General features: G+C 70.1%; 13 protein-coding genes. 8 read left to right on the top strand and 5 right to left on the bottom strand.

Annotated elements, in window-relative coordinates:
• Window positions 1–159: 159 nt before the first annotated feature.
• The 5 genes from QZ258_RS00715 (at window position 160) to QZ258_RS00695 (ending at window position 5,207) form a co-directional block, all read left to right on the top strand.
• Window positions 160–981: a hypothetical protein gene (locus QZ258_RS00715; protein WP_294178108.1), complete on the top strand. Its 822-nt coding sequence runs from the start codon at window positions 160–162 to the stop codon at window positions 979–981.
• A 129-nt stretch (window positions 982–1,110) separates the two neighbouring features.
• Window positions 1,111–2,094 (top strand): Gfo/Idh/MocA family protein, encoded by a 984-nt coding sequence (locus tag QZ258_RS00710; protein WP_294178106.1) that lies wholly within the window; start codon window positions 1,111–1,113, stop codon window positions 2,092–2,094.
• A 31-nt stretch (window positions 2,095–2,125) separates the two neighbouring features.
• Window positions 2,126–3,694 carry a D-alanyl-D-alanine carboxypeptidase/D-alanyl-D-alanine-endopeptidase gene (locus QZ258_RS00705; RefSeq protein WP_294178105.1) on the top strand — a complete coding sequence of 523 codons (1,569 nt, stop codon included), beginning with the start codon at window positions 2,126–2,128 and terminating at the stop codon, window positions 3,692–3,694.
• Window positions 3,695–3,702: 8 nt separating this feature from the next.
• Entirely contained in the window at window positions 3,703–4,281 is a 579-nt protein-coding gene (locus QZ258_RS00700) for an isochorismatase family protein (RefSeq protein ID WP_294178103.1), read from the top strand.
• 122 nt (window positions 4,282–4,403) lie between these two features.
• Window positions 4,404–5,207 (top strand): RNA methyltransferase, encoded by an 804-nt coding sequence (locus tag QZ258_RS00695; protein ID WP_294178101.1) that lies wholly within the window; start codon window positions 4,404–4,406, stop codon window positions 5,205–5,207.
• A gap of 88 nt (window positions 5,208–5,295) precedes the next feature.
• Here the strand turns inward: QZ258_RS00695 and QZ258_RS00690 are convergent, their stop codons facing one another.
• Complete coding sequence (locus QZ258_RS00690; RefSeq protein ID WP_294178097.1) at window positions 5,296–7,173, bottom strand: ABC transporter ATP-binding protein; 1,878 nt, start codon at window positions 7,171–7,173, stop codon at window positions 5,296–5,298.
• 119 nt (window positions 7,174–7,292) lie between these two features.
• On the opposite strand from QZ258_RS00690, the gene QZ258_RS00685 reads away from it, so the two are divergent.
• The 3 genes from QZ258_RS00685 to QZ258_RS00675 are packed head-to-tail and all read left to right on the top strand — an operon-like array spanning window position 7,293 to window position 9,852.
• Window positions 7,293–8,219: an ABC transporter ATP-binding protein gene (locus tag QZ258_RS00685; RefSeq protein WP_294178095.1), complete on the top strand. Its 927-nt coding sequence runs from the start codon at window positions 7,293–7,295 to the stop codon at window positions 8,217–8,219.
• Window positions 8,216–9,040, top strand: coding sequence for an ABC transporter permease (locus tag QZ258_RS00680; protein ID WP_294178092.1), 825 nt, complete (start codon window positions 8,216–8,218; stop codon window positions 9,038–9,040). The genes QZ258_RS00685 and QZ258_RS00680 overlap by 4 nt, the downstream gene beginning before the upstream one ends.
• 8 nt (window positions 9,041–9,048) lie before the next feature.
• Entirely contained in the window at window positions 9,049–9,852 is an 804-nt protein-coding gene (locus QZ258_RS00675) for an ABC transporter permease (RefSeq protein ID WP_294178299.1), read from the top strand.
• Between the two features lie 48 nt (window positions 9,853–9,900).
• Here the strand turns inward: QZ258_RS00675 and QZ258_RS00670 are convergent, their stop codons facing one another.
• The 4 genes from QZ258_RS00670 to QZ258_RS00655 all read right to left on the bottom strand — a co-directional run bounded on the left by QZ258_RS00670 (window position 9,901) and on the right by QZ258_RS00655 (window position 13,814).
• Window positions 9,901–11,295: an MFS transporter gene (locus QZ258_RS00670; protein WP_294178297.1), complete on the bottom strand. Its 1,395-nt coding sequence runs from the start codon at window positions 11,293–11,295 to the stop codon at window positions 9,901–9,903.
• Between the two features lie 141 nt (window positions 11,296–11,436).
• The gene (ribH, locus tag QZ258_RS00665) at window positions 11,437–11,919 is read right to left on the bottom strand and encodes a 6,7-dimethyl-8-ribityllumazine synthase (protein ID WP_294178090.1); all 483 of its coding nucleotides are present in this window, start codon (window positions 11,917–11,919) and stop codon (window positions 11,437–11,439) included.
• Window positions 11,920–11,922: 3 nt separating this feature from the next.
• Window positions 11,923–13,188: a GTP cyclohydrolase II gene (ribA, locus tag QZ258_RS00660; RefSeq protein ID WP_294178088.1), complete on the bottom strand. Its 1,266-nt coding sequence runs from the start codon at window positions 13,186–13,188 to the stop codon at window positions 11,923–11,925.
• Window positions 13,185–13,814 carry a riboflavin synthase gene (locus tag QZ258_RS00655; protein WP_294178086.1) on the bottom strand — a complete coding sequence of 210 codons (630 nt, stop codon included), beginning with the start codon at window positions 13,812–13,814 and terminating at the stop codon, window positions 13,185–13,187. The genes ribA and QZ258_RS00655 overlap by 4 nt, the downstream gene beginning before the upstream one ends.

The following is a 13,814-nucleotide window of genomic DNA, read 5'->3' as shown; positions in this document are numbered from 1 at the left end:
TCGCCGTTTGCCCCGAAAACCGCTTGCCTCGGGTGCCGGCCGCGACGTAACCTCCAACCACAGCGTCGCTCTGAGGGGGGATGACGCATTCGAGATCTCGGGGGGGATCGCGTGACTATTGGGCGACCAGTTGTACTTGGAGCGGTCTTCACGACCGTCATGACGGTCGCGCTGCCATTCCTCGGCGGCGCCGGACCGGCTCTGTCTCAGCCCGCGCAGGCGGCCGCGGTCGGCACCGCGCCGATCGCCTCGACCTCGCTCGTCGTCCAGGGCCAGATCTCCGCCGACCCGGTGGCCGCGCTCGCCGCGGTCACGCAGCCGGTGGCCAGCATCCTCGAGATCGACAGCCCGCGCATCGACCTGAGTGTTGATGTCGAGCACATCGCGCAGAAGCCGGTTCCGCCGCCCCCGCCGCCCGTCACCGCCGCCGGGGCTGCGAGTGGGACGGCCGAGCGCCGCGCCGCGCTCGCCGCACAGGGCGCCTCCTGCCCGTCCAACGTGGGCGGATCGACCGGTTCGGCTCCCGGACGCACCAGCCCCGAAGGGGTTGCCGGCACCACGACCAGCGACATCGCCTCGTTTGCGGCGGCGTACAACGCGATTCGCGTTGCCAACTGCTTGAACCCGGTGCCGATGGCGAACTTCCGCTACGACTCCTGCATGGAGACCCGCCTGTTCTGGATGGCGGAAGACCCGAGCACGAACCCGTCAAGCGCGTGGGGCCACACCAACACGGCCAAGCGCAGCGACGGCAAGCCGATCGAAGGCTGCGACGGAAACCTCGCGGGAGGCTCCGGGAACACCGGCGCCACGGTGGCGCAGAAGTGGTGGAACTCCACGGCGCACCGCAACTCGCTCTACCGCCCCACCTACACCGGAAGCACTGCCGGCGTGTGCATCTACCTCGCGATGACGCACGGTGGCGTTCCGAACGAGCCCTACAGCTTCACGCGGGCCGCCGCCCGCTGGGGGAGCTGCTAGGGATTGCCCCAAGACCCGCCGGGGCGCGCATCTCAGCGCGCGCCCCGGCGTTGGCGCGCCCGCACCCGGGGGCTGCGACCGCACGTCGAGCGGCACGGTCGGCCCTCGCCCCGTCGCTAGGGTGGATGCATGACGACACGACTGCGATGGGGCATTCTCGGACCCGGCGGAATCGCCGCCCTGATGGTGAAAGACCTGCAACTTGTCGGGGCTCCCGTCGTGGCGGTGGGCTCGCGGTCACGCGAACGTGCCGTCGAGTTCGCCGAGCGCTTCGACATCCCGAATCGCCACGGCAGCTATGACGAACTCGTTGCCGACCCGGAGGTCGACATCATCTACGTCGCGACGACCCAGAACGCGCATGCGGAGCATGCCATTCTGGCGCTGAACGCCGGAAAGCACGTGCTTCTCGAGAAGCCGTACACGATCAACGCCGCCGAAGCGCAGGCCGTCGTCGATGCGGCCGAGTCGAACGGCGTGACCGTACTTGAAGCGATGTGGACGCGGTTCCTGCCACACATGGTGCGCATCCGCGAGGTGATCGAGGCGGGCACGATCGGCGAGGTGCGCTCCCTCGTCGCGACGCACGAACAGGCGCTGGCCGATCGCCCCGGGATGCGGCTGCTGGATCCGGCTCGCGGCGGCGGCGCGCTGCTCGACCTCGGCATCTATCCGGTCGCGCTCGCGTGGGATCTCCTGGGGGCACCGGCGACGACGAGCGCGCTTGGCACGCTCAACGACGACGGGCTCGACCTGCAGACCTCGATCCTGTTCCGCTACGACAACGGCGCACACGCCGTCCTGCACACCCAGATGGACGGCGCCGGGGCGAATCGGGCGAGCATCATCGGCTCGCGCGGACGCATCGACATCGACGGTGTTTGGTACACGCCGAGCCCCGCAACCGTCGTCACGAACGACGGCGAGGTGCTCGAACGCATCGACATCCCCGTGGAGGGGCGCGGGATGCAGTTCCAGGCCCTCGCGATGGAGCGCATGATCGCGGCGGGCCAGACCGAGACGCCCGAGATCACCCCCGCCGAGTCGGTCGCCATCATGGCCAGCCTCGACGAGATCCGAGCACAGATCGGACTGCGGTTCCCGGGCGAGTGAACCTCGAGAGCCGGTCGCCTATCATGGCCGAGTGAGCGACGAGCCCCCGATCAGCCGCCGAGCGGCACGAGAGGCCGCCGGGCGTCGAGGCGGTTCCGCCCCGACGCCGGGCAGCGAACTGGCGACCGTGGTGTTGCCCACCGACCCGGAGGCCGAGGCGCCCGCGGGGCGGGGAGGCATCCTCGGCATCATCCGCGCGCATCCGACCACCTGGTTGATCTCGGCGATCGTCGTCCTCTTCGTCGGCCTCGGCACCGGTGCCGTGTTCACCGGCATCGCCGTCGCCTCCAACGTTGAAGCTCCCGTCGTGATCGAGACCGAAGAGCCGATCGCCGCACGCGAGGTGCCGGAGACGGTCGCGGATTCGGTGCTGCTGCGCACCTGCTCGGTCGCCGACCTCACCAGCGACGACCGGCTCAAGAAGCTGTACGTGTCGGCGACCCTGCTCGACTCCGCCGAACCGGTCCAAATGCTGTCGCGGCGCAGCGACACCGCCGTGCGCGTCGGCAGCGTCATGAAGGTGTACACGGCGGCGGCCGCGATCGCGGTGCTCGGCCCCGACTACACCCTCACCACCACCGTCGTCGACGGCAGCGTGCCCGGCACGATCGTGCTCGTCGGACGCGGGGACGCGACCCTGAGCGCGCTGCCCTCCGGCACCGAAAGCTACTATCCGGGCGCGGCCAAGATCTCCGACCTCGCCGCGCAGGCGCTCGTCAAATACCAGGCCGCGCATCCCGATGTTCCGATCACGCAGGTGATCCTCGACGCGACGTACTGGAATCCGGCCGACAACTGGGACTCCAGTTGGGCGCGCAGCGAGCAGACCACCGGCTACCACTCGGAGGTCACCGCACTGCAGGTCGACGGCGATCGCGCCGACCCGACCAAGTCGGTGAGCCCCCGCGGCACCGACCCGGTCGCCACCGCCGGGGAGGCGTTCGTCTCCGCCCTGCGGGCCGCCGACCCGGGCGGGGTGCTCGCCGAGGAGGTCACCACCGCGACCGGCTCGGCGTCGTCGAGCGCCGCTGTACTCGGTCAGGTGTCGTCGCAGAAAGTGTCGGTGCTGATCAAGCAGATGCTGCTCGACAGCGACAACACGCTCGCCGAAATGCTCGCCCGCGTGGTGTCGAAGAACTCGGGGCTCGACGGTTCCGCGTCGTCGTTGCGTTCCGCGATTCCGAGCGCCGTCGGATCGTTCGGCGCCGACACCAGCGGAATGGTCGTCGCCGACGGCTCGGGGCTGAGCGCCAACAACGCCGTCAGCATGACCCAGGTCGCCGAATTCATGGCGCTCGTCTGGGAGGGCGAGAACGGCCTCAGCTACGTGCGCGACGGGCTGTCGCTCGCCGGGGTCACCGGGTCGCTTCGGGACCGCTTCAGCGGCGACAACACGGATGCCCGGGGCAACGTCTACGGCAAGACCGGCTGGATCAGCACCGCCTACAGTCTCGCCGGCATCGTGGAGGCGAGCGACGGATCCCTCGTGGCGTACTCGATCTCGGCCGTGCGCGACGGGATCACCGCCGACACCAAGAGCGCCATCGACAACCTGGTGACGGGCTTCTATCGTTGCGGAAGCAACCTCGCCAACTATTAGGAGGCCTCATGCGCGCGCTGTTCATCATCGACGTTCAGAACGATTTCACCGAGGGTGGGGCTCTCGGGGTTGACGGCGGGGCGGCGGTCGCGAGCGGGATCACCGAATATCTGGAAGCGCATCCGGACCGCTACGGCGTCGTGGTGGCCTCCCGCGACTGGCACCACGGTGACGACGACAACGGCGGGCACTTCGCGCTCGACGGCGAGCCCGACTTCGTGACCACCTGGCCGGCGCACTGCGTCGCCGGCACGCCCGGCGCCGAATACCACCCGGCGCTCGACGTGTCGCTCATCGACGCGCACATCAAAAAGGGGCAGGGGGTGCCCGCCTACTCGATCTTCGAAGGCACCACCGACGACGGGCAGACCGTGCCGCAGCTGCTCGACGCACACCAGGTGACCGACATCGACGTCGTCGGGATCGCCACCGACTACTGCGTGCGCGCCTCCGCGCTCGACGCGATCGGCGGCGGCTGGCGGGTGCGCGTGCTGACCGACCTGGTGGCGGGGGTCGCGCTCGCGTCCAGTGCCGCCGCGTTGGAGGAGCTGGAGGCCGCGGGCGCCGAGCTGGCGGTCGTGCGGTGAGTCGCGCATCCGTGGTGCGGGGTGGGATGCTGGAAGCATGATCGCCCGCATCCTGCTTCCCCTTGCCGTGCTCGGCGCGCTCGCGCTCGCTGTCGCCTTCGTGTTCGTCGTCTTCCTCTGACGTGCCGGTTGTTGAGCTCGCCGAGCTCACCGACCCGCGGCTGAACGACTTCGCGCGCCACACCGACGTCGAGCTGCGCGGGGCGCGCGGCACCGAGAACGGGATCTTCCTCGTCGAGTCGCTGCTCGTGCTGGAGCGGGCGCTGCGGGCGGGGCACACGCCGCGGGCGGTGCTGTCGCTCGCGTCGTCGGTCGATGACGCGCTGACCTTGCTCGGCTCGCACGCGGCGACGGTGCCGGTGTTCACCGGCCCGCCGGAGCTGCTCGCCGAGCTGACCGGGTATCAGGTGCACCGCGGGGTGGTGGCGTCGCTCGAGCGTCCGGTGCTGCCGACCCCCGAGTCACTGCTGGCGGGCGCGCGCCGCGTGGTCGTGATCGAAGACGTCGTCGACCCGACCAATGTGGGGGCGATCTTCCGTTCGGTGGCGGGCATCGGCGCGGATGCGGTGTTCGTCACGCCCCGCTGTGCCGACCCGTTCTACCGGCGCTCGTTGCGCGTCAGCATGGGGACGGTGCTGCAGGTGCCGTGGACGCGGTTGCCGTCGTGGGAGCTCGCGGCGCCCGTGCTGCGCGAGGCCGGGTTCGAGATCGCGGCGCTCGCGCTGACGCCCGAGGCGGTGGCGCTGCGCGACTACGCCGCCCGCGCGCCCGAGCGGGTGGCGCTGCTGCTCGGTACCGAGGGCGCGGGCCTGAGCCCCGAGGCCCTCGCGCACGCCGACGCCCACGTGCAGATCCCGATGCACCACGGCATCGACTCGCTCAACGTGGCCGCCGCCTCCGCCGTAGCCCTCTACGCCCTCGTCTGAAGGGCGCGCGGGATGCATCCCCGACGCCAGCGCGTGACGCACGCGGCACTCGGTTGGGCGCGGGATGCATCCCTGCCGGTCTGCCGGTCTAGACCAGGAGTTGGTGGTGGGCTAGTTCGCGGTACAACGGGGTGGAATTCACCAGCTCGGTGTGGGTGCCGGTGCCGATGACGCGGCCGTGGTCGAGCACCACGATCACGTCCGAGTCGACCACCGTCGACAGGCGGTGCGCGATCACCAGCAGCGTGCGACTCGTTGCCGCCGCCTCGATCGCATCACGCAGCAACTGCTCGTTGGCACCGTCGAGGGATGCGGTCGCCTCATCCAGCAACAGGATCGGCGCCTTGGTCAGCAGCGCCCGCGCGATCGCGAGCCGCTGTCGTTCGCCGCCGGAGAGCATCACGCCGTCCTCGCCGACCGCCGCATCGAGCCCCGCCGGGTCGCGGTCGAGCACCTCGCCGAGGTTGACGGTGCGCAGCACCTCGATGCAGTCCTCGTCGCTCGCCTCCGGGGAGGCCAATGTCAGGTTGTCGCGCAGGCTCCCGGCGAGCACCGGCGCGTCCTGCTCGACGTAGCCGATCTGAGCGCGCAGCTCAAGCCGGTCGAGCGCCCGCACGTCGACGCCGCCGAGGCGCACCACGCCGCCGGTCGGGTCGTAGAAGCGCTCGATGAGTGACAGGATCGTGCTCTTGCCCGCCCCCGAGGGCCCGACGAGCGCCACCCGCGCCCCGCGCGGCACCGCGAACGACACCCCGCGCAGCACCTCACGGTCGGCCTCGGCGCCCTCCAGCTCGGCGAGGGCGTCCTCCCCGATCACTTCGGCGATCGCCTTCTCGCGCTCCGACTTGTGCGCCTGCTCCGGGTAGCGGAACCGCACCTCCTCGAACGAGATCGCGGGCGCGGCGGCGAGGTCGGCGAGCGGCGCAGCGGGGGTGAGCGCCGCATCCCCCTCGTCCTCGCTCGGCAGCGCGATGACCTCCTGGATGCGTCCGAGCGCGCCGAGCGCCTGGTTGACCGAGTTGATCGCCCCGAAGGCCTGCCCGAGCGGCATGATCATCAAAAACAGGAACAGGATGAACGCCACCAGGTTCGCCACCGTCAGGTCGCCGCTCGCGACGCGGAAACCGCCGACGCCGAGCACCACCAGGAACGACACCTGCATCGCGATGCCCGCGACCGGCACGACGAGCGCCGAGATCTTGGCCAGCTTGACGCCCGCGCGGTAGGCGCCACGCGCATCCTCCTCGACGGTCACCATCTCGCGGTCGGTCGCGTTGGAGGCCCGCACCGTGCGAATCGCGCTGATCGCGCGCTCCACCGCCGAGGCCAGATCGCCCACCTTCTCCTGCTGCTGCTTGCTGGCGGTGCGGATGCGCTTGCCGAGCAGCGTGACCGTCGTCACCGCGACCGCGACGACGAGCACCGTCAACCCCAACAGCACCGGATCGATGAGCAGCATCGCGATGAGCGCGCCGAGGAACAGCACGGCGCCGCCGACCGCATCCAGGAGTCCCTGCGTCATGACCGCGTACAGCAGGGTGGTGTCGCTGCCGACGCGTGAGACGAGGTCGCCGGTGCGGCGCTGGTCGAATTCGCTGATCGGCAGGCGCAGCATGCGGCGCACCAACTGGCGCCGGGCCGAGAACACGACGCTCGTGCCGGTGCGCTGCAGCAGGTAGTGCTGGAAGCCGTTGATGAGCCCCGAGGCGACGACGAGGGCGACGAGCGCCCAGACCAGGGTTCCGAGGCCGCCGCCCGATTCGACGACGCCGATCACCTGGCTCACCAGCAGCGGCTGCGCGAGCGAGGCGCCGGCGCCGAGCAGGCTCAGCACGACGACGACCGCGAGCACCGCGCGATGCTCACTCAGGTACGGCAGCAGCTGGCGGAAGCTCGCGCGCGGCCCGGCGTCCTGGGCGGCGGGGCGGCGCAGGAGTCCGCGGCGTTCTGAAGCGGGGGAGGACATGGTGACTTCTTCCGAGAGGGGGGCGTGCCGGAGGCGGGCCGAGGTGCGCCGGAACGAGCTTAACCCGCAGGCACGGCGCTGCGCCGCGTCGACGGGGGCGCCACGTATGCTCAGGTTTCATGTCGGCTCCCGTGATTCGCGCCTCCCAGCTCGTCAAGAGGTACGGCGACCTCGCCGCCGTCGACGGCATCGATTTCGAGGTCGCGCCGGGCGAGAGTTTCGGCCTGCTCGGCCCGAACGGCGCCGGCAAGTCGACGACGATGCGGATGGTCGGGGCGGTTTCGACGCGCACCGGCGGCGAGCTGGAGATCCTGGGCCTCGACCCGAACGAGCACGGCCCCGAGATCCGCGCGCGGCTCGGCGTGGTGCCGCAGCAGGACAACCTCGACACGGATCTGCGGGTGCGCGACAACCTGCTCGTCTACGGCCGCTATTTCGGGCTCCCGCGCGCGCAGGTGGCGAAGCGCGCCGACGAGCTGCTCGCCTTCGCCCAGCTCACCGAGAAGGTGACGGCGAAGGTCGACGACCTCTCCGGAGGCATGAAGCGGCGCCTCACCATCGCGCGCTCGCTCATCAACGACCCGTCGATCCTGCTGCTGGATGAGCCGACCACGGGGCTCGACCCGCAGGCCCGCCACATCCTCTGGGATCGGCTGTTCCAGTTGAAGGAGCGCGGCACCACGCTCGTTGTGACCACCCACTACATGGATGAGGCGGAGCAGCTCTGCGACCGTCTCGTCGTGGTCGACCACGGCCGCATCATGGCCGAGGGGAGCCCGGCGGCGCTCATCCGCCAGCACTCCAGCCGCGAGGTGCTGGAGGTGCGTTTCGGTTCGCAGCGGAACGCCGAGGCGGCCCAGAAGCTTGCGGGCATCGGCGACCGGCTGGAGGTGCTGCCGGATCGCATCCTGATCTACTCCGCCAACGGCGAGGAGGCACTCGTCGAGCTGACGAGCCGGGGGCTGGCGCCGATCACGAGCCTGGTGCGCCGTTCGAGTCTCGAGGACGTGTTCTTGCGTCTCACCGGGCGGAGCCTGATCGAATGACGACCGCGACCGAGCAGGCGATCGCCGCCGCCGTGAAGCCCCGGCGCTTCGGCGCCTGGTACATCGCCGAGCACAAGCTGCGCGCGATGCGCGCCTACCGCTGGACGATCCTGGCGACCGGCATCGGCACGCCCCTGTTCTACGTGTTCGCGTTCGGGGTCGGCCTGGCCGTGCTGGTGGGCGCGAACGCGGGCCCGAGCGGGATCGACGGCGTCTCCTACCTGGTCTTCGTCGCGCCCGCGCTCATGGCGATGGCCGCGGTTCCGGTGGCGCTCGAGGAATTCATGTTCGGCATCTTCCTCGGCTTCAAATGGAACCCGATCTTCGCCGGCATGAACGCCGCGCCGATCACGGGGCGCCAGATCATCGACGGCATGTTCATCTTCGTGACGATCCGGCTCGCGATGACGAGCACGCTCTACTACCTCGTGCTGCTGCTCTTCGGGGCGGTGCAGCTCGGCTGGAGCGTGCTGATCATCCCGGTGGCGATGCTGACCGGGCTCGCCTTCAGCCCGATCGCGGCCCTCACCGCGTCGTTCCGCGAGGATCGCAGCCAGTTCGCGATCATCCAGCGGGTCGTCATCATGCCGCTCACCTTGTTCAGCGGCACGGTGTTTCCGTTGACCCAGTTGCCGATCTTCCTGCAGTGGATCGGGTGGCTCTCGCCGCTCTGGCACGGTTCGGAGCTCGGCCGCGAGCTCAGCTACGGCCCCAACGAGCCGATCTGGCTGACCGTCACGCACGTGACGTTCCTGGCTGCCGTCGCGATCGCCGGCTGGCAGGCCTGCGTGCGGATCTCGGTGCGGAGGCTCGACCGGTGAGCGCGCCGATGACGAGCTCCACCGGCCCGGGCATCCGGGCCCTGTACGCGGGTAACGCGCGCTCGGTGATGGCGCGCGGTCTGCTCGCCACCCGCTCCACCAACTGGGTGATCGTGCTCTCGGGCGTGTTCGAGCCGATCTTCTACCTGCTGGCGCTCGGCATCGGGCTGGGCTCCTACATCGGCGACGTCACGGATGCCCAGGGCACCCCGATCTCCTACGCCGCGTTCATCGCCCCCGCCCTGCTGGCCGTCGCGGCGATGAACGGCGCGGTGTACGACTCCACCTGGAACGTGTTCTTCAAAATGCACTTCGGCAAGCTCTACCAGGGGATGCTCGCCACCAGCCTCGGCCCGCTCGATGTGGCGCTCGGCGAGGTGGCGCTGGCGCTACTGCGCGGGGCCGCCTACGGCACGGCGTTCCTGCTGGTGATGCAGGTGCTGGGGCTGAACCTCGCCTGGACCGCGATCCTCGCCCTGCCCGCGCTGCTGCTGATCGCTTTCGGCTTCGCGAGCCTCGGGATGGCGATCACGAGCTACCTGAAAACGTTCCAGCAGATGGATTGGGTGCAGTTCTTCCTGCTGCCGATGTTCCTGTTCTCGGCGACGTTCTTCCCGATCACGGTCTACCCGGAGGTGGTGCAGTGGTTCATCATGGCGCTGCCGCTCTGGCACGGGGTGGAACTGGTGCGCGGGCTCACCACCGGCGCGCTCGGGCCGGAGATGCTCATCCACGTCGGGTACTACCTCGGCATGGTGGCGATCGGGTTGGTGTTCACGACGCGGCGGCTACGGGCCCTGTTCCTGGACTGAGGACGTCCGGAGTGAGCGAGCAGGCAGCCGCCGCGTCGTGAGCGCAACCTACGGGAGCGGCAGCGGCTCCTGGGCTGGGGCCTTCTCGCCGACCTCGTCGAGCGAGATGTCCTTCGTCTCGCGGGTGAGCAGCAGCGCGATGAGCGTCAGCGTCGCGGCCCCGCTCAGGTAGACGCCGACCCAGAACGGGCTGCCACCGCCCGCGGTCCACAGGGCCACAGCGACGAAGGGGGCGAGCGCGGCGCCGATGATCGAGGCCACGTTGTAGGAGATCCCGGATCCGGTGTAGCGCACGCTCGTCGGGAACAGCTCCGGCAGCAGTGCGCCCATCGGTCCGAAGGTGGCGCCCATCAGGATGAAGCCGACGATGAGCCAGACCTGCACGCCGACGAAACCGGCCGCCAGGAACGGAACCCACACCAGACCGAACACGATGATCGCGACCGTCACGACGATGAGGGTGCGGCGACGACCGAAACGGTCGGCCCAGGGCCCCGAGACGAGCGTGAAGATGCCGAAGAACACGACGCCGACGATCATCATCAGCACGAAGCTCGTGTAGTCGTAGCCGAGGCCCGGAAGGCCCGACTCGGGGGCGATCGGCGCGCGGCCGTAGCTGAGCGAGAACGTGGTCATCAGATAGAAGAGCACGTAGGTGGCGAGCATGATGAAGGTGCCGAGCAGCAGTTCGCGCCAGTTCGAGCGGAACACCGCCACGAGCGGCAGGCGCTGCAGCGTGCCGGCCTCCTTGCTGCGCGAGAACACGGCGCTCTCCACCAGGCGCAGGCGCACCCAGAGGCCCACGATCACCATGACCGCCGAAAACAGGAACGGGATGCGCCACCCCCAGTCGAGGAATGCCTCAGACGGCATGCTCGGGTCGCTGGAGGGCAGCAGCGCGGCGATGATCAGGAACAGCCCGTTGGCGAGGATGAAGCCGAGCGGCGCGCCCAGCTGCGGGAAGGTGCCGTACCAGGCGCGCTTGCCGGCCGGGGCGTTCTCGGTGGCGACGAGCGCCGCCCCGCTCCACTCGCCGCCGAGGGCGAAGCCCTGGCCGATGCGCAGGATGACCAGCAGCAGCGGGGCGATCCAGCCGACGACCGCGTAGGTCGGCAGCACGCCGATCAGGAAGGTCGCGATTCCCATCGTCAGCAGCGCGCCGACGAGGGTCGCCTTGCGGCCGTGGCGGTCGCCCAGGTGGCCGAACACGATCGAGCCGAGCGGGCGCGCCACCATCGCGGCGCCGAAGACGGCGAACGACGCCAGCAGCGACGTGGTCGGGTCTTCCGAGGGGAAGAACAGGTGCGGGAAGACGAGAACCGCCGCGGTGGCGTAGACGTAGAAGTCGTAGAACTCGATCGTGGTGCCGATGAGGCTGGCGAAGATGACGCGCGAACGCGGGTTGGCGGGCGCGGACGCCGCCGTGGTGCTGGTCACTGAAATGCTCCGAAACTGAGGGCGGGCGCGGTCGACCGATTCGGAGTTCGCGGGGTGCGGCGGTGACTCCAGAGGTCGCACCGTCGCGGGGTAGGTGGGGGCCGCTTCTGGCGGCCCCGTCGAGTGTACGCCGTTCGGCGGGGAGGGCTAGCCGCGCAGCTCGCGCAAGGTGAGCGCCGTCGTCACGGCGGCATGGGCGGCCTCGGCGCCCTTGTCCTCCTTCGAGCCTTTGAGCCCGGCGCGGTCGAGGCCCTGCTGCTCGTCGTCGAGGGTGAGCACGCCGAAACCGACCGGCTTGCCGGTGTCCAGCGCCACCCGGGTGAGTCCGTCCGTGGCGGCGGCGCTCACGTACTCGAAGTGCGGGGTGCCGCCGCGGATGATCACGCCGAGGGCGACCACCGCATCCGCTCCCGCATCGAGGGCGACCTTCGCCGCCACCGGCAGCTCGAAGCTGCCGGGAACCCGCACCTCAGAGACCTCCGCGTTCGCGGCGGCCAGCACGCGGTGCGCGCCCGCGAGCAGTCCGTCGGCGATCGCGTGATGCCACAAGCCCGAGACGATCGTCACCTTGAGGCCGGTCGCGTCGGGGATCGCGGAGGTTTCGAGGGAGGGGGCGCCGTGTCCGGCCATGGGTCAGTCCAATCCGTTCGTGAGGTGGGGGGGCAGCGCGTGGCCCATGCGGTCGCGCTTCGCGTCGAGGTAGCCCTCGTTGAACTCGCCGACACCGACGACGAGCGGCACCAGATCGGTGACCTCGACGCCGCGCTCGGTGAGCTGGCGAGCCTTCTCGGGGTTGTTGCTGAGCAGGCGCACGGAGTCGATGCCGAGGTCGTGCAAAATCGCGGTCGCGGCGCCGTAGTCGCGCGCATCCGCCGGGAGGCCGAGGGCCAGATTCGCGTCGAGCGTGTCGAGGCCGCCCTCCTGCAGGCGGTAGGCCTTCAGCTTGTTGATGAGACCGATCCCGCGGCCCTCGTGACCGCGCAGGTAGACGACGACGCCGCCCTCGGCGTCGATGCGCTCGAGCGCCTCCTGCAGCTGCGGGCCGCACTCGCACTTCAGCGAACCGAAGGCCTCACCCGTCAGGCACTCCGAGTGCAGACGCACGAGCGGCGGGGTGGTGCGGGCGGCCGGGTCGCCCGAAATCCAGGCCACATGATCGGCGCCCGTCGAGCGGTCGCGATAGGCGCGCACCCGGAACGAACCGTGGCGCGTCGGGATCGTGGTCTCCACCTCGAACTCGACGCGTGAGGTCTCGGGGATCTCGGGGATCGCCTCCGGGTCGCCCTCGCAGCGCCGCTCCTCCAGGAACCGGATCAGCTCCTCGATCGTGATGACCGGCACCCCGTCGCGCTCGCCGAGGCGGATCAGATTCGGCAGACGCATCATCTCGCCGTCCTCGTCGACGATCTCCGCGATCGCGCCCACCGGCCGCAGCCCGGCCAGCTTCATCAGGTCGACCGCCGCCTCGGTATGTCCGTCGCGCTCGCGCACGCCGCCCTCGACGGCGCGCAGCGGCAGGATGTGGCCGGGGCGCAGCACGCTCGCCGGCGTCGAATCCGGGTTTGCCAGGACGCGCAGCGTGTGGGCGCGGTCGCCCGCGCTGATGCCGGTGCTCAGGCGATCCGCCGCATCCACACTCACCGTGTAGGCGGTGCCGCGGGGATCCTCGTTCATGCTCACCATCGGCGGCAGGTTGAGCGCGTCGGCGATCTCGTTCGTCATCGGCGCGCAGATGAAGCCCGAGGAGTTCTTCACCATCCAGGCCACCCACTCCTGGCTGGCGCTTTCGGCGGCGAGGATCACGTCGCCCTCGTTCTCGCGGCCCTCATCGTCGGCGACGATGATCGGACGGCCCGCGCGGAGCGCCGCGACGGCCTCGGGGATGGTGGAGAGGCTCATGCCTGCACCTTCGATCGGAGGGATTCCACGGCGAGCAGGCGCTCGACGTGGCGAGCGAGAATGTCGCTCTCGAGATTGACGGGGGTGCCGGGGGCGGCGGCGCCGAGCGTCGTGGCGCTGAGCGTTTCCGGAATCAGACTGACCTCAAACCACGGGGATGCCTCCCCGGCGTCGCTGACCGCGCTGACCGTGAGCGAGATGCCGTCGATCGCGATCGAACCCTTGCGGGTGACGAGCGCCTCAAGTTCGGCCGGCAGCGCGACGCGCACGACGCTCCACCGTTCGCCCGGGGTGACGCTCACCACGTGGCTGGTGGCATCCACGTGGCCCTGCACGATGTGGCCGCCGAGGCGCGAGTCGACGGCCGCGGCGCGCTCCAGGTTGACGCGCGAGCCGGGGGCGATCAGCGCCAGCGTGGTCTGCGCGATCGACTCCGCCATGACGTCGGCGGTGAACCAGTCGGGGCCCTGATCGATCACCGTCAGGCAGACCCCGCTGACCGCGATCGAATCGCCGTGGCGCGCGTCGGAGGCGGCGAGCGGGGCCCTCACGGTGATCCGGGCGGCGTCGGCGCTCGGCTCCCAGGCGAGAACTTCGCCCTGTTCTTCGATGATTCCGGTGAACAT

The organism is uncultured Schumannella sp. (assembly GCF_905479755.1).
GTDB lineage: Bacteria > Actinomycetota > Actinomycetes > Actinomycetales > Microbacteriaceae > DCRR01.
This window is presented reverse-complemented; position numbering and strand designations above follow the sequence as displayed.